Source organism: Brevibacillus sp. AF8 (assembly GCF_021270385.1).
Classification (GTDB): domain Bacteria; phylum Bacillota; class Bacilli; order Brevibacillales; family Brevibacillaceae; genus Brevibacillus.
Genome location: NZ_JAGQDN010000006.1, coordinates 110,831 through 126,631 on the forward strand (window position 1 = coordinate 110,831; position 15,801 = coordinate 126,631).

General features: G+C 44.5%; 16 protein-coding genes. 12 read left to right on the plus strand and 4 right to left on the minus strand.

Annotated features, from left to right (window positions below):
* Positions 1-14 precede the first annotated feature (14 nt).
* On the plus strand, positions 15-980 hold the full coding sequence (locus KB186_RS11055) for an EamA family transporter (RefSeq protein ID WP_232773605.1): 966 nt from the start codon (positions 15-17) through the stop codon (positions 978-980).
* A gap of 27 nt (positions 981-1,007) precedes the next feature.
* Here KB186_RS11055 and KB186_RS11060 read toward each other — a convergent pair whose 3' ends face one another.
* Positions 1,008-1,727 (minus strand): response regulator, encoded by a 720-nt coding sequence (locus KB186_RS11060; protein WP_173609013.1) that lies wholly within the window; start codon positions 1,725-1,727, stop codon positions 1,008-1,010.
* Between the two features lie 14 nt (positions 1,728-1,741).
* A complete protein-coding gene (locus KB186_RS11065) occupies positions 1,742-3,349 on the minus strand; it encodes an ATP-binding protein (RefSeq protein ID WP_221867483.1) in 1,608 nt (535 codons plus the stop codon).
* Between the two features lie 266 nt (positions 3,350-3,615).
* Here KB186_RS11065 and KB186_RS11070 point away from each other — a divergent pair, with 266 nt between their 5' ends.
* From KB186_RS11070 to KB186_RS11095, 6 genes are all read left to right on the plus strand, one after another.
* Positions 3,616-3,828: a hypothetical protein gene (locus KB186_RS11070; protein WP_173609011.1), complete on the plus strand. Its 213-nt coding sequence runs from the start codon at positions 3,616-3,618 to the stop codon at positions 3,826-3,828.
* Positions 3,829-4,371: 543 nt separating this feature from the next.
* Positions 4,372-5,358 (plus strand): cytochrome aa3 quinol oxidase subunit II, encoded by a 987-nt coding sequence (gene qoxA / locus KB186_RS11075; protein ID WP_173609010.1) that lies wholly within the window; start codon positions 4,372-4,374, stop codon positions 5,356-5,358.
* Positions 5,359-5,381: 23 nt separating this feature from the next.
* Positions 5,382-7,352, plus strand: a complete 1,971-nt coding sequence (locus KB186_RS11080; protein ID WP_232773606.1) for a cbb3-type cytochrome c oxidase subunit I — start codon at positions 5,382-5,384, stop codon at positions 7,350-7,352.
* 2 nt (positions 7,353-7,354) lie between these two features.
* A complete protein-coding gene (gene cyoC, locus KB186_RS11085) occupies positions 7,355-7,963 on the plus strand; it encodes a cytochrome o ubiquinol oxidase subunit III (protein WP_232773607.1) in 609 nt (202 codons plus the stop codon).
* Between the two features lies 1 nt (position 7,964).
* Positions 7,965-8,282, plus strand: a complete 318-nt coding sequence (gene cyoD, locus KB186_RS11090) for a cytochrome o ubiquinol oxidase subunit IV (RefSeq protein WP_069846383.1) — start codon at positions 7,965-7,967, stop codon at positions 8,280-8,282.
* Positions 8,283-8,686: 404 nt separating this feature from the next.
* On the plus strand, positions 8,687-9,217 hold the full coding sequence (locus KB186_RS11095; protein WP_232773608.1) for a GNAT family N-acetyltransferase: 531 nt from the start codon (positions 8,687-8,689) through the stop codon (positions 9,215-9,217).
* Between the two features lie 57 nt (positions 9,218-9,274).
* Here KB186_RS11095 and KB186_RS11100 read toward each other — a convergent pair whose 3' ends face one another.
* On the minus strand, positions 9,275-9,808 hold the full coding sequence (locus tag KB186_RS11100) for a hypothetical protein (protein ID WP_221867485.1): 534 nt from the start codon (positions 9,806-9,808) through the stop codon (positions 9,275-9,277).
* Between the two features lie 50 nt (positions 9,809-9,858).
* Entirely contained in the window at positions 9,859-10,737 is an 879-nt protein-coding gene (locus KB186_RS11105) for a YpjP family protein (protein ID WP_232773609.1), read from the minus strand.
* Between the two features lie 225 nt (positions 10,738-10,962).
* Here KB186_RS11105 and KB186_RS11110 point away from each other — a divergent pair, with 225 nt between their 5' ends.
* The 5 genes from KB186_RS11110 (at position 10,963) to KB186_RS11130 (ending at position 15,801) form a co-directional block, all read left to right on the plus strand.
* Positions 10,963-11,532, plus strand: a complete 570-nt coding sequence (locus KB186_RS11110) for an FAD-dependent oxidoreductase (protein ID WP_047070467.1) — start codon at positions 10,963-10,965, stop codon at positions 11,530-11,532.
* Positions 11,533-11,750: 218 nt separating this feature from the next.
* On the plus strand, positions 11,751-13,520 hold the full coding sequence (locus KB186_RS11115) for a BlaR1 family beta-lactam sensor/signal transducer (RefSeq protein ID WP_173609005.1): 1,770 nt from the start codon (positions 11,751-11,753) through the stop codon (positions 13,518-13,520).
* A 43-nt stretch (positions 13,521-13,563) separates the two neighbouring features.
* On the plus strand, positions 13,564-13,962 hold the full coding sequence (gene blaI / locus KB186_RS11120) for a penicillinase repressor BlaI (protein WP_173609004.1): 399 nt from the start codon (positions 13,564-13,566) through the stop codon (positions 13,960-13,962).
* A gap of 216 nt (positions 13,963-14,178) precedes the next feature.
* Positions 14,179-15,093, plus strand: a complete 915-nt coding sequence (gene blaBBI, locus KB186_RS11125) for a BBI family class A beta-lactamase (protein ID WP_173609003.1) — start codon at positions 14,179-14,181, stop codon at positions 15,091-15,093.
* A 27-nt stretch (positions 15,094-15,120) separates the two neighbouring features.
* The gene (locus tag KB186_RS11130) at positions 15,121-15,801 is read left to right on the plus strand and encodes an FHA domain-containing protein (protein ID WP_232773610.1); all 681 of its coding nucleotides are present in this window, start codon (positions 15,121-15,123) and stop codon (positions 15,799-15,801) included.

Sequence of the window (15,801 nt, forward strand, 5' to 3'; positions counted from 1 at the left end):
AAGGTGGAAACACAATGACAGGAAAAAAAGATTCAAAATTATTTGTCGTTACGATTGCGTTGCTAGCTGTCTACCTGTTTTGGGGAGGCACGTATCTTGGAATGAAGATCGCCATTGAGTCGATGCCACCCTTTATTATGGCTGGTGCGCGATTTTTTCTGGCGGGATCGATCCTGTTCCTGATTGGGCGTTGGAAAGGGGCAGACCTACCCAGTGTTGCAGAATGGAGAGGAGCGGGAATTGTTGGGGCGTTGCTGCTTCTCGGGGGTAACGGTGTAGTAGCATGGGCACAACTCAAGGTACCGTCAGCAATCGCGTCCTTGCTGATCGCTACGGTTCCATTATGGATTCTCGTTTTCAACTGGATCGGTGGCAGCAAGAAAAAGCCAACAGTTGGAGTCATGGGAGGAATCCTGTTTGGATTGGCGGGGATCGCTGTGATGGTTATCCATCCCGAGAGCACAAGCAATCAAGGGATCGATACCATTGGAATCTTGGCGCTCCTGTTTGCCTCAATCAGTTGGGCAGTGGGATCGCTGTATTCGCGCCATGCAAAGCTCCCAGCATCACCGGTAATGGCAACGGCCTTGCAAATGATCATCGGGGGAATTTTGTTGGGGATCGTGTCGCTGTTTCTCGACGATTGGACGAAGCTGCATCTATCGGAGATTACCCTTCGTTCCTGGATTGCCTTTGGCTACTTAGTTGGATTTGGTTCCATTGTCGCTTACACGTCGTACATTTGGCTTTTGAAAAATGCAGAGCCTTCCCTGGTCTCCACGTACGCTTATGTGAACCCGATTGTCGCAGTATTTCTAGGTTGGCTGATCGCTGATGAACAATTGACAAGCCAAACCTTGATTGCTGCTGTCATGATCATCGCATCCGTTGCCATCATCACGATGTTTCGGGAAAAGAGTCCAGGTGCGACACAACCGGTAGCAAGAAAAGAAAAAGGGAAGCTTCAGGTTCATAAATGAGGCTTCCCTTCTTTTTGCCATCTGGCATTATTTTGCCGTTTTTTGCGGAACCCAGCGGTATTTTCGTTCCGGACGCCCGACTGTTCCATAGAACGTCTCGACAGTCACTTCATTAATAGAGACGAGAAATTCGAGGTATCTGCGCACGGTCGAGTGACTCATGCCAGCCAGTGCAGCCAGATCATCGGCATTCATGCTTTGGGTGGTCTCCTGCATTTTGTCCCGGATTAGCTTTAATGTCAGCTTGTCGATGCCTTTCGGGAGCGTAGTGACAGTCTCAACGGTTTTGGCAGCAGGAGTGTGTGCGGCTTTCGTAAACAGCTTGTCCACTGCTGTCTGATCAATGGTTGTATGCTGCTGCAGCTGACGTCTCGTATTTGCATATTGCTCCAAGGTAGACATGAATTTATCGATCATAATCGGCTTGATGATGTAGCTATATGCACCGCCACGTATCGCTTCTCTCACGGTTTCCACATCGTTTGCGGCTGTGATCATCACGACATCGATCCCGCGAAAATGCTTCCTAACTTCACGCAACAGGTCAATCCCGTTCATATCCGGCAAATAAATGTCCAAGAGCAGCACATCTGGCGTAACGACGTGAAGCATCTCCAGCGCCTGTTTTCCGGTCGTGGCCGTGGCAATAATCTGGAATCCTTCCAGTTTACTTGTGAATTGTTCATAGATTCTAGCTGCAATTTCGTCATCTTCCACGATCATGACGGTAATAGGTTTCTCAGACATGGTGGATGGCCTCCTCATCTACTTGCTTTGTCCCATTTCTTGGGGACGACTACGGTGAAACGCGCTCCGCCAAGATCACTTTTCCCGAGTGAGATTTGCCCCTCTAACAGCTCGATGGCGTTTTTCACAATAGCCAAACCGAGTCCTCGATTTTCACCTGATTTCGTAGTGACACCGCTTTCAAAGATGCGGGGCTCCAATTCTTTTGATACCCCATGTCCATTGTCTTCGATATCGAAAATGATATCGCCACCCAAATCAGTAAAGGACACATGAACCATTGCGTCAGAGCCTTTGTATTCGAGGGCAGCTTCCATCGCGTTGTCGATCAAATTGCCGAGAATAGTGACCAATACCTTTGTATCCAAGCTGTCAGGTACATTTCCCAAATAGCTATCCTGATCAATTTCGAGTAATACCTTCAGTTCTTTGGAACGATTGATTTTCCCTAGCAGACAAGCTGCGATGAAGGGCTCTTTGACTGAACTCATAATGAAGGCGAGAATATCCTGCCGTTCTTTTACTTCATCGGTGATGAGTTCGATTGCTTTGTCGTACTCCTTTAGCTTGAGGAGACCGTAAATGGTGTTCAAACGATTTAAATATTCGTGATTTTGCGCACGCATATTATCCGAAAAGGAACTGATCTTGGTAATTTCTTCGGTCAGCTGCTCGATTTCAGACTCTGGACGAAATGTGAAGACCACGCCTCTGATTTCATTATTGCTCAAAATAGGAGAGTAGTCGGTTATAAAAATTTCGTGTCCCAGCAAAATTTTGTAGTTCATTTCTTGTGTATTTCGATTGACAGAATGAATGATGTCGCGCAATTGCGGGCTAGCAATCGATTTCCCTACGGCCAAATCCTCTTGGAGGAGGGAACGTGCGCGTTTATTCATCGAGACGACACGCCCTTGCATATCGACTGCTACCGTAGCATCGCGAATCGATTCAAGAATAGCTGCTTTTTCCGTAAACAAAAATGAGATTTCTTCTGGCTCAAGACCAAAGATCAAACGCTTGACTCTTCTGGCAATGATAAAAGCGCCAATCATTCCGATAACCAGCAGCATAAGAGACAAGGCGACGACCCTTTCCTTGTATTCCGCGACCTTTTTCTCTACATCACTCATGACATAGCCGACAGAGGAGACGCCAATGGTTTCGCCTTTCTTGTTGACGATCGGTGTTTTCGCTTTGATAGCTGGACCTGAAATGCCTGTCCCACGATAAATGACCGATCGATTTTCTAAAAAGACGGGGTCATTGCTGGTTCCCATTGGTAATCCAATCTGCTTTGGGTCGTAGTGAGAGTACCGAATACCGTCCTTGTTTCCAATCACAACATAGCTGGCGCCCGTTTCCTTTCGAATGGTTTCGGCTATCGGTTGTATCACCTTGGAAGGATGATCGGTCCCAAAGGCTGCAATGATGCGTTCGTCCATGGCAGATAGCTTGGCGACCGTCATGGCTTGCTGTCCAATATAGCGATCCAAAATGTCATCTAATATGAGGGAAAATAAGGCAGTTCCTATCCCCATGCTGATCAGGACAACGATGGAAATGAGGAGAACCATTTGGGTCAAGAGGCTGATGCGGGCTTTTTTTGGTGTATGAACCATGGGCAAACCACCTTCGATGACAGATCAAGATGCGATAAATGAATGAAACCGTTTACTCTATTCATTATAACAATAACGCTTTCACATTTGTGACACAAAGTAAATTTGTAACAATACGATAGCCAATAGGTTTATGAAAAAAGTTTTGACAAATTTTTTATAAAAAATTGAACAAAATATGAACAACAAGTGAATATTATGTTACAATAGGAGCATAAAACAAAAACGGTCACGCAAAAAATCTATGATGATAGGGGTTTTGTGTTATGAATAACGATCGAAAAGCAGCAGATGTATTAAGATGGATGGCTTGGACAGTATTATTCGTAGGTGCCGTTATTATGGCTTTCACTGCAAACGATTTCAGATCAGAGAACTTGCCGTTGATGGTGTCGATCGGATTTTTGATCGCTGGCATGAATATCTTCATTATGAGCACGGTGTTTCGCTTGATGACACTAAAAAGAACTGACGCTTAAGTTAGTTAAAAATAGTCCCATAATCCCTCTCATTTTCTTCATTATAATGAGAGGTTTTTTATTTATACGGAAATTTGCCGTCAGCCAAATAAGGCTGGCGTTTTTTTGTTTTTTTTATTGAAAGTGAAAAGAAATCTTGACAATCCAAATTGGGTGGTATGACCAAAAATGGGTGTTGAAGATCATTACAGGAGAATCCTAACAAGAATATGATCAACTCGTGACTGGTATGTGAACACTTTGTAACAGAAAAGCTACGAAATATTGAACGTCGTTAAAAACAAGTACAAAAGCTCGCAGACTCTGATAGTATGTATATGCGGCAAATAGTGAAGTTCACTTGTGTTAAAAAACCCCTATTGTGAGGAACTCTCGAAAAGTGTGAATGCACGTAAAAAAAGAAGGTTTTCCAAAACCTCGTTCGAGACCTCTCCATAGAGAGTGACTGCACTATCGACAAACGTGAGGCAAAGTTCACCCGAAAAGAACTGCGCTCTCAAAGTATTACATGCTCGTTGTTTGTGACTAGGAGGGATTAGGAGAATGAGCGGAGGAAAAATGCTGAGGCATATCCAGTTTTGGATCTTGGCAGTGTTGGGCACCGTTCTGCTGACAGGCTGTGGTAGCGAATACCTCGTCTTGAATCCAAAAGGACCTGTAGCAGAAACGCAGTACAATCTCATTATTATTTCCACGATATTGGTCGCTGTCATTATCGTTCCGGTTATTGCGCTTACCGCTTTCATTGTATACCGCTATCGGGATACACCGGGCAATAAAGCAAGTTACAAGCCGGAGTGGGCACACAGTACAACCCTAGAGGTAATTTGGTGGATTATTCCTATCGTTATCGTTGCATTGCTGGGTTACTTTACTGTCCGTGATGTTTATGTGTTAAAAGAAAACCCGAATAAAGAAGTTGCCCCTATGACCATTCAGGTTACGGCTTTGGACTGGAAATGGATGTTCACGTATCCAGAACAAAATATCGCAACTGTTAACCATTTGGAGATTCCAGCAGGCGTACCGATTCGCTTCCAGGTATCTGCTGATGCACCGATGAACTCTTTCTGGGTTCCAGAATTGGGTGGACAGATTTATGCGATGGCGGGAATGGCTACTGAGTTGTATCTGCAAGCAGATGAACCAGGTACATTCGCTGGATTTAGCTCCAATTTCTCTGGTGAAGGCTTCGCTAAAATGCAGTTCGATGTAGTCGCAAAACCAAAAGATGAGTTCGATAAATGGGTGAAAGAAGTAAAAGGTACGACACCAGCTATGACGAAGGCAGATTATGAAGAACTTCGCAAGCCTGGCGTGACAGATAAGTTTACGTATTCTGCATTCCCAGAAGGTATGTTTGAAGAGATCGTTGCGAAATATGGCCATGGTCACGATATGGACTATGTGATGGAGAAAATGCCTGCGCCTGCAGGTGACAAGTCTTCTAGTGAGACTTCGCTAAATACGCAGCATAAGACTGAATCGCACAACATGCCTGGAATGAATCATTCCAGTATGAACCACTAGGCGAGAGGGAGGAGGAATACCACGTGTGGGAGAACATTAAGGATTTTGCATCCACGTTCTTTGTAACAGGTGACCCACTGATTTACGGTGCGGACGTATCGATTGTACTGACCATCATTGCAATCTTATTCGTTCTGACTAAGTATAAAAAATGGGGTTGGCTATGGCGCGAATGGTTGACTACAGTTGACCATAAGCGTATTGGTATTATGTATTTGATCGCATCGCTTCTGATGCTGTTCCGCGGTGGGGTTGATGCCCTGCTGATGCGTGTACAATTGGCATTCCCGAACGTAGAATTCCTGCACTCGGATCACTATAATGCCATCTTTACGACTCACGGTACGATCATGATTTTGTTCATGGCGATGCCGATGATGTTTGCCTTGTTTAACATGGTAGTACCGCTTCAACTCGGTGCTCGAGATGTAGCGTATCCGTTCTTGAACGCACTCAGCTTCTGGCTGTTTATGCTCGGTGCGATGCTGTTCAACCTTTCGTTCGTAATCGGGGGCTCCCCAGACGCTGGTTGGTTGTCTTACCCGCCATTGTCACAAAATGAATTCAGCCCTGGACCAGGTCAGAACTTCTATATTTGGGGGATTCAAATCTCCGGTATCGGTAGTTTGGCGACAGGGATTAACTTTATCGTAACGATTCTCAAAATGCGTGCACCTGGCATGAAGCTTTCCAAAATGCCATTGTTTAGCTGGTCCGTATTGTCCAGCTGCATTATGATTATCTTCGCTTTCCCAATTTTGACTGTAACATTGGCTCTGTTGTTCCTTGACCGTTTCGCAGGTGCCCACTTCTTCACAATGGACGGCGGCGGTAATCCGATGATGTACCTCAACCTCATCTGGATGTGGGGTCACCCTGAGGTATACATCGTAGTAGTACCAGCTTTCGGTATTTTCTCCGAAATCGTGGCTACGTTCTCACGTAAAAAGATTTTCGGCTACAAATCAATGGTTTGGGCGATGATGATCATTGCCGTTGTATCGTTCTTTACATGGGCTCACCACTTCTTCACAATGGGTACGAGCGCAAGTGTTATCGCCTTCTTTGCGATATCAACGATGATTGTAGGGATCCCGACCGGGGTTAAGGTCTTTAACTGGCTGTTTACAATGTATCGTGGTCGGATATCCTTTAAACAACCAATGCTGTGGACCATTGCCTTTATCCCGTGCTTCGTAATTGGTGGAGCGACAGGGGTAATGCTGGCAGTAGCTCCGGCAGACTATCAGTATCACAACAGTTACTTCCTGGTTGCCCACTTCCACCAAGTATTGATCGGTGGGGTAGTGTTCGGTTACCTGGCTGGTATTTACTACTGGTGGCCAAAACTGTTCGGTTTCAAGCTCGACGAGAAACTGGGCAAATGGGGCTTCTGGTTCTGGAATATTGGTTTCTACGTGTGCTTTATGCCGCAATACGCGCTCGGTTTCATGGGTATGACTCGCCGTTACTACACGTACGGTTGGGATCGCGGTTGGGCAGACCTGAACCTGGTATCCACTGTAGGGGCATTCATGATGGGTATCGGTTTCATCTTCCAAGTATGGCAAATCGCTTACAGCATCAAGCATGGTGAGCGCGACACGACAGGAGATCCATGGAATGGTCGTACACTGGAGTGGTCGATTCCGTCACCTGCACCGTTCTACAACTTTGCTGTTGTTCCACAAGTGAAAGAAATGGATGACTGGTGGGAAACAAAAGAAGCAAAAGCAAATGGCACCTATAAAGAACAACCGGCCAAATTGGAGCCGATTCATATGCCGAAGAACTCTGGAATTCCGTTTATCATGGCGAACTTCTGGTTCCTGGTAGGTTTTGGTTTCACATTTGGATGGGTTTGGATGGCCGTTATTGGATTCATTGGAGTATTCGCATGCATGTGGGCACGCTCCTTCCAATACGACACGGATTATTACGTACCGGTGGAGGAAGTGCGTCGCACTGAGGCTTCACTGGGGAGGGTGGTGTAACGATGGCTACGAATCATGACCATGGTCACGGCCACGACCACGACCATCATGAAGAGCATGAGCAACTTAAGGTTCTCGGTTTTTGGATTTTCGTTGTAACAGACTGCGTGTTGTTCGGTACGTTGTTTGCAACCTATGCGGTAATGATGAATAGCTTTGCTGGTGGACCAACTGGACAGGAATTGTTCCAGCTGCCAGGCGTTATTGCTTCAACCTTCATCTTGTTGACAAGTAGCTTTACCAGCGGTCTCGCTGTTCTGGCAATGAACAAAGGCAATGTGAAACAGCTGATTGCTTGGCTGGCTGTAACTGGTCTTTTGGGACTGTCTTTCGTAGTGTTGGAAGTCACTGAGTTCATGCACTTGATGAGCGAAGGCGCAACCATGGCGACTAGCGGCTACTGGTCCGCTTTCTACACACTGGTTGGTACGCACGGATTGCACGTAACGCTTGGTCTGTTCTGGATGACTGCGTTGATGATACAGCTGAAGCGTCGTGGAATCTCTGCGGTTACTCGCCGCAAAATTACCAACTTTAGCTTGTACTGGCACTTCCTTGACGTTGTGTGGATCTTCCTCTTCACAGTCGTTTACTTGATGGGGGTGATGTAAGGTGGCACAACATCAAAACCATGGCGGACATCATAGTCACGGATCGATGAAAGAGTACGTAATCGGTTTTATCCTGTCGATCGTGCTCACCATTATCCCACTCGTGCTGGTCATGAACTCGATTTTGAGTAAAACGGCGACCATGATCGCGATCTTGGTAATGGCGGTCTTGCAGTTCGTAATTCAGTTGGTCTTCTTCATGCACATCCGCGAAGGAGAAAAACCGCGCTACAACGTACAGACATTGATTCTTGGACTTGTGATTGTATTTACAATCGTTGCAGGTTCCCTCTGGATCATGTTGTTTAACAAATATTAATCAGTTAAGAGCGTGGCACAGGCGATCGTTGCTTGTGCCGCGTTTTTTTGTTTTTTGATAGTAGCGGTAGTGAACGGAAGAAACGCATTTCCAGTCTACGCTTCGGCCTACGCCCCGCAAGGGGGATTGACTGTCCGCTTCGGAAAAAATGGCGGGAGCGCTTCAAACGTAGAAGTTTCGAGGAAGTATTCCATAAGTGAAGCTGAAATTCCCCGCCATTTTTTCCGAAGCTGAGCTGGGCTCCAGAGGCGCTTGGACTGGAAATGCGCTTCTTCCTACGCGGCTTTTCGTCATCCAATGCAAGTGATTCAAGAAGGTAGAAAATTATTTAGCTGGTAACAATATCTTCTTGCCGCTATAATAGAAAGAATTTTACGCAAAAGTATGCAAGGAGAGTGAAGTCGATGGCTGGGCAACTGTATGTAACGAAGCCTTGTGCAGAGCTTCAAGCAGAGTATATTTCCTTCTACGAAGAGTGGAAAGAAAGTGGAGAACCTATCGTACCGTGGGTAGTGGATCGAGAGCCCTATGATTTTCCTGCGTATCTGGAATTTCTGGAGAGTGAAAGCAGCGAGGACAATCTTCCGGATGGCTATGTTCCTCATTCGACGTATTGGCTCGTGAATGAGGAGCGACGCATTGTGGGGGCGGTGAATATTCGGCATCGTCTCAACGAGCGTCTACGAAAAAACAGCGGGCACATCGGATATGGAATCCGCCCTTCGGAGAGACGCAAAGGATATGCGACGGAAATTTTAGCGCAAGCCCTAAACATCACAAGCGAGTTGGGTATAAACGAAGTATTGGTGATTTGCGATTATGATAATGTTGCATCGGAGAAAACGATTCGGAAGAACGGGGGCGTTTTTGAGTCAGAATGCACAGACGACGATGGATTGGTCATTCGTCGCTTCTGGATTACACGATCTTTGTAAAAGAAGAGGGCTATCTCATTATCCGTTTCAAGACGTTTGAGATAGCCCTTTCCCTATTTATTCATCTATCTTGTATGCAATCAACTTGCGTACCCATTGCTCCATCTCGTCAAGAATATAGTCTGGGGGTGGGGTTTTTCCGTCTTTTTTTGGGAGGACGAGCCATTGTAATGGTTTTGGGACATGGAGGATTTTCTCAAGAAGTTGTATCCCTTGATCGTCACTAATGATATCTCGTAAAAAAATGAACATTCGCTTGTCTAATGTATGGATGAGCTTACCTTCATATTTTGTATCGGAGATCATAACGCAAGGGTGGCCATGTCGCTCAATATTACCTAATACTTCAACCCACACAAAATCATACAACTGGGAAAGTTCAGCTTCAAGGAGATCGGGATCTTTAATAGGGATTGGATATGTGGAAGAGTAGGAACGATCTAAAAAAATCTCTGGGTCCATCTCCATATAGTCTAATACTACCTTGCAAGATGCAGCTTGTTTGTTTTCATAGGTGTATAAAATCTCCCGGACTTTGTTGCAATCAATTTTTTTGCCAATCACAAAGCCTATTCGAAGTTCGATTGTCATTCACTCCTTATTGAAGAAGAGAAAATCGGGGTACCCCAATTATCTATACATTAATCTTCTCCCCAATGTTCTGGAAATTGATTTTTTCTCGTAATTTTAGTTTGACCATGATGCCACTTAAAATTATCATCTCTTTTATGCCAATGGAAGTCTATGCTTAAACCTTCATCTACTCTTTTCATATGAAATCTCAATAAGTCTTTTCCCGTCCTCTTGTTTATTATATCGAAAACTTTTTCTCCTTGGATAATGCCATTTCTAGCGCTTTTGGACTCCGGCCCGTCATAATCAATATCCCCATCATATTGTTCATGCAAGGCTTCAACTTCTGCCCATATTTCAGATTCTATTCTTTCTTCAAATTCATCATAAGCCATTTTTTGTATCCTTTTCCCCATTTTTTTCTTAACTGCTTCTTTAAGAGCAAATCTTAATAAAATGGGTAATATGGTAGGCTGAACTTTTTCTTCGCTTCTAAAACTTGAGCCACTTTGCAATAGTAGAGTTTCTGTTATTTCAGGCAATACCGAATGCTTTTCAGCTATTTGCTCTTTTACGTCATTAACCAATTTGTTGAGCCCATTTTCATCATCTTGACTGGTGGAAAAATACTCTTCCAGATCCCTTTTAACGTCATCTTCGAGTGAAGTCTTTTCTAAAAATGCTTCTTGAAGATCCCTATCGGATTTCATACCTTTTAGAACAAGGTCTAGGTTGTCGAAAGTATCGGTAAGTGATTTTTCAAGATCATTTTTGTCTTCTGACATGACCTCACTTGAAAATTCGTATTGAAGCATTTCATTCACGGATGATTTGGTTAATACATCTGTCTCAGCAGCAAAACTAGAGGTAAGAACAGTGCTGAATAGCATCATTGAGGCAAGAGAGGTTAAAAACAATCTTTTTCCTTTTTTGATAAAATCAATCATTCTAATCCTCCTGTTTCAAATATTTACCAATTATTAGGATAATATAAACTTATGCTTATATCAATTGTTTTTTGAATATGGTGTTGCATTGAAAATAAATAAAGGTGTATTCCGTTCGAAGCTAAATAAAAATCACTGGATAAACTAGTTAATAGATGTTGTTACATTTACAATACTTAGTATATAATTATGTTGTGAAAGTTATTTTGGAAGGGAGAGATTTCTTTGTTTGATATCGTAATTATTGGAGCAGGCCCGGCAGGAGGAAGTGCAGCGTTGTTTGCTGCAAAAGCAGGGAAGAAGACGTTGTTGATTGATAATGACAAAAGCATGACCAAGCGCGCGTGGATGGAAAATCACTACGGCATCATGGAAATCTCAGGCCCAGACCTCATTGAGATCGGGAAAAAGCAAGCAGCGAAATTCGGTGCGGAGCTGGTAGCCGATCAAGTGAGCAATATTACCAAAACAGAGCAAGGCTTACTTGTAGAGACAGCGGAAAAAGGCAGCTTTGAGGCTAAGCATGTGATTCTTGCAACTGGAGCGCTCGTGACTTTGGCAGAAGCGATTGGGGTAAAAACTAAAGAAGGTACGGAGCCACGGATCAAAACTGTTGTCGATGTCGATGCACAAGGAAAGACGAACATTGAAGGAATTTGGGCAGCAGGTACGTGCGCGGGAGTAAGCGTACATACGATTATTACATCTGGTGATGGAGCCAAGGTTGCAATCAATATCATCAGCGAATTGAATGGCGAGCGTTACGTCGATCACGATGTTTTGAAAACAAACTAAATCAGGTTAGAAACACCTTCTTACCTTTGTAAAGAAGGTGTTTTCCTTTTTCACCCAATCGATGATAACTTGTATCGTGGTCTCGTTTTTGACATAATGAAGCTACTGTGCTAATTGACATGAAGAATCCTGTCAGGTTGAAGAGCGTTCCTCTTGCTCTGGAGAATTGATACGGATTCTATTTTATCTAGGTATAAGTAGGGAGGGAGACAAGTAGCATGTTCGTCAATCATGTGGTGATAAGCTTGATCGTTTCTTCCTGCACGATCGCGCTTATTTTCTTGATTCGAAAAGTATTTCGCTCACAGCTATCGGCGAAATGGAAATACAATTTGTGGTTTCTCTTGTTGGTCGCTTTGACGCCAGCTTTCATCCCGAACTACTTTTTTGATTTTGGAAATCTTTTTGTTTCAGGCATGCATCAACGTAATGAAGCTGGCAGCTCGACGCTCGCCACGCAAGCTCCTATGTTTGAAAATGCGAATTGGGTACAGGATTTAACGTTGTCGGTAAGTCGCTATACATCAGACTCCCTTTCTACGATTTTCGTCAGCTTTTGGGTAGTCGGGATGCTCGTTTGTGCTTCCTTCACGTTATCAGCCTGGCTAAAAATCCAGCAGATCAAGCGGACAGCATCTGTGATCACCAACCAAGAAATCATCGATTTGTTTGAACAATGCAAGAAGGATGTAAAAATAACGCGGCATATTGTGTTGGCACAATCCAATCAGGTCAAATCTCCGATGACGTTTGGCGTTTTTAAGACGTACGTTGTCCTTCCCAGTCATTTTGATGAATGGTTGTCGATCAATGAAATGAAATATATCTTTTTGCATGAACTCATGCACCAAAAAAACCATGATATTGTCATGAACTATGTGACCGTCGTGTATCAGCTGTTGTATTGGTTCCATCCATTGGTTTGGCTGGCTTTTCGGGAAATGAGAGTGGACCGTGAAATTGCTTGTGATGTAGCGGTATTGAACTTTTTAGACAAGCGAAATTACTTGGAATATGGTCATACCATCATTAAGTTTTTGGATAAAGAAAGTCGAGCCGGGAATCTCGTTTTGGCCAATCAGCTAAACGGTTCCAAGAAGGCAGTTAAAAAACGCATCGAGAAAATCGCATCTCACAAGGCGGAAACAAAGCTGTTGCACCTGAAAAGCACAGTCATTTTTTCCATCGTGGTCGTATTGGTTGCCAGTCAGGTTCTTGTTGGTTCCGCATTAGCCGACGATCGCAGCCGATATCATTTCCAAGATGATCGAACTATTTACGAGGATTTGGACAACTATTTCCGTGGCTTTGAAGGCAGTTTTGTCTTATATGATTTGAAAGCCGACCAGTATCGGATTTATAACGAGGCAGGAAGTACACAACGAGTTTCACCCAACTCTACCTACAAGATTTTTCTCTCCTTGTTTGGTCTGGAGACCGGTGTGATTTCGAGAGAAGATTCCCAGCTAAAATGGGATGGAATCCACTATCCATATGAGCAGTGGAACCGGGATCAAGATCTATTTACGGCGATGCGAAACTCGACGACCTGGTATTTCAAAGAGATGGATAAGAACATCTCACCGGAAATGATTCAAGCTTTTCTGGAACAATTGAACTACGGGAACGCCAATACATCTGGTGGAATCGGCGAATATTGGATAGAATCTTCCTTGAAGATTTCTCCGGTGGAGCAGGTACAATTATTAAAAGCGTTCTATACGAACCAGTTTGGCTTTCAAGAACATAATATCCAGACGGTGAAAGATTCCATCCGGTTATCGAAAAAGGCGGGGGCGATTCTTTCCGGGAAAACAGGTACGGGCACCGTCAATCAAAAAGATGTGAACGGTTGGTTTGTCGGGTATGTAGAGAACGAGGAAGGCACCTACTTCTTTGCTACCAATATACAAAGCGAAGATGACGCGAATGGACCTGCAGCAGCAGAAATAACCTTATCTATTTTGAAAGCGAAAGGTCTCTACTAGCCTTTGCTCTTACAGTCATTATTTTCGAAAGGGGGAGACTTCAGTGTCTACATCCATGCCAAGTATTTCAGAAGCGGAATGGCGAGTGATGAATGTGCTATGGGAAAGGTCACCGCTGACGGCCAACGAAATTATTTCCTCCTTGGAAGGTCAAACGGATTGGAACCCAAAAACAATACGTACTCTTTTGAATCGTTTGGTTCAAAAAAATGCTGTTGGCGTCAATCAAAACCAAAAAGTCTATACGTTTTATCCGCTGTACTCACAAAATGAATGCCAGCACGCCGAGGCACAGTCTTTTCTGCAGCGGATTTACAGCGGGGCTCTAAAATCAATGCTTGTTCAGTTCATTCAGAAGGAATCTTTATCGGACGAGGAGATTCAGGAGCTTCGTTCCATATTGGATGCGAAACAATCATCGACCGATCATCCCAAAAAATAGAGTGCGCTCTTTCTAGCTGACTTGGAAAAACCATTTACGGTTATCCAGTTTGCTTGAAAGGGCGTCTTTTTTTTCAAGAATCTTGCAAGAAAAAGGTGATTGACAGCAATGGATTACACGTGTAATATTATCGTGAAATCAGTTGATTACAAATGTAGTACGATATTACGTGTGTAATACAAAGGCTATACTATTCAAGAAAGAGGTTTGACATCCATGAAAGTTCATCAATCGAGACTGTTCGGATTCACAGTGAAAACGGTTTTACTCACGCTTCTCACGCTTACTGGCTGCTCTTCTGCTGAAACGCCTGTCGGAAAAACGGAAACGCCGGCATCTGCAATGGACCAAAAGTTCGCAGCGTTGGAGAACAAGTTTGATGCGAGGCTTGGCGTATATGCGATCGACACCGAAACAGATTTGGCAGTTGCTTACCGAGAAGATGAACGGTTCGCTTTTGCTTCTACGTACAAGGCTTTAGCGGCAGGTGCGATCTTGCATCAGAAACCGTTGGGAGAGCTCGACAAAGTCATCACCTACACTAAGGACGATCTCGTTACATATTCACCTATCACAGAAAAACACGTCGCGACCGGGATGACTCTTCGCGAGGTTGCAGACGCTGCGGTGCGTTATAGCGACAACACGGCGGGAAATCTGTTGTTCAAGGAATTGGGTGGACCTAAAGGCTTTGAATCAGCTCTGAGACAGATTGGTGATAGCGTAACGACATCCGAGCGATTTGAGACTGAATTGAATGAGGCAAAACCAGAAGATATTCGCGATACAAGCACACCTAAAGCACTTGCAACGAGCCTCCGAGCCTATACGGTAGGGGATGCGCTGTCGTCTGACAAGCAGAAGATTCTTATCGAGTGGCTGCAAGGCAACACGACGGGAGCCAAGCTGATTCGAGCGGGCGTTCCTAAAGAATGGAAGGTCGGAGATAAGACCGGAGCGGCAAGTTACGGAACGCGAAACGATATAGGGATCATATGGCCACCGAATAAAAAGCCGATTGTCATTGCAGTACTGTCTAGCAGAGATAAGCAGGACGCCACTTATGATGATGCGCTCATTGCTGAAGCTACCAAGATTGTTGTTGACGCACTGACGGCTGCAAAACCGTAAACGATCAACACGTGAGGTGATCACCAGATGATAGATAATGGTGCATACTTACTCGTAAAAAAAGGGGACCCCAGCCAATTTGCCACGCGCAAATATCTCACGAAGGATCGCTGTACAATCGGGCGGAGGGGGACTAGTTTTCAACTGGACATTACCTTTTCCAGTCCGTACATTTCGAGAATGCATGCAGCCTTTCAAAGGATCGGGAACGATTACAAAATTATCGATCTGGAAAGCAAGCATGGCACAGAGGTAAACGGGAAGCCGCTTCGTTACTCCTCTCACATTCTTCGTCACGGGGATCAAATCAGCTTGTCAAAAGGGGTAGCCGAGCTCGTCTTTTTACGAGAGGTCAATAGACTGGATGATACGGTAGAGCTCCCTTTCACGCAGCTGAAGAACGCATCGCTTTTGCCAGGTTTGGATTTTCATTTGGAGAGAAGAGAAGTTCGTATCGACGGAAATAGACTGCCTTTAACCGGAAAAGATATGGACTTGCTGAAGCTTCTATACCAAAAGGCGAACAAGGCCGTTAGTTTTGAAGAAATTATGCTGACCGTTTGGCCGGAACGAATACATGAGGGGAATGTCCCGGATGTCGGACGGGTGGAAGTCAATGCGCTCGTGTATCGATTAAGGAAAAAGCTTCGGCACTACGGGCAGCAAATCACGACGATTCCGCGATATGGATATCGCTTGGATGTTTGA

Coding starts and splice junctions, on each gene's coding strand:
- KB186_RS11055 (WP_232773605.1), top strand. CDS start 15: ATGACAGGAAAAAAAGATTCAAAATTATTTGTCGTTACGATTGCGTTG.
- KB186_RS11060 (WP_173609013.1), bottom strand. CDS start 1,727: ATGTCTGAGAAACCTATTACCGTCATGATCGTGGAAGATGACGAAATT.
- KB186_RS11065 (WP_221867483.1), bottom strand. CDS start 3,349: ATGGTTCATACACCAAAAAAAGCCCGCATCAGCCTCTTGACCCAAATG.
- KB186_RS11070 (WP_173609011.1), top strand. CDS start 3,616: ATGAATAACGATCGAAAAGCAGCAGATGTATTAAGATGGATGGCTTGG.
- qoxA (WP_173609010.1), top strand. CDS start 4,372: ATGAGCGGAGGAAAAATGCTGAGGCATATCCAGTTTTGGATCTTGGCA.
- cyoC (WP_232773607.1), top strand. CDS start 7,355: ATGGCTACGAATCATGACCATGGTCACGGCCACGACCACGACCATCAT.
- KB186_RS11095 (WP_232773608.1), top strand. CDS start 8,687: ATGGCTGGGCAACTGTATGTAACGAAGCCTTGTGCAGAGCTTCAAGCA.
- KB186_RS11100 (WP_221867485.1), bottom strand. CDS start 9,808: ATGACAATCGAACTTCGAATAGGCTTTGTGATTGGCAAAAAAATTGAT.
- KB186_RS11105 (WP_232773609.1), bottom strand. CDS start 10,737: ATGATTGATTTTATCAAAAAAGGAAAAAGATTGTTTTTAACCTCTCTT.
- KB186_RS11115 (WP_173609005.1), top strand. CDS start 11,751: ATGTTCGTCAATCATGTGGTGATAAGCTTGATCGTTTCTTCCTGCACG.
- blaBBI (WP_173609003.1), top strand. CDS start 14,179: ATGAAAGTTCATCAATCGAGACTGTTCGGATTCACAGTGAAAACGGTT.
- KB186_RS11130 (WP_232773610.1), top strand. CDS start 15,121: ATGATAGATAATGGTGCATACTTACTCGTAAAAAAAGGGGACCCCAGC.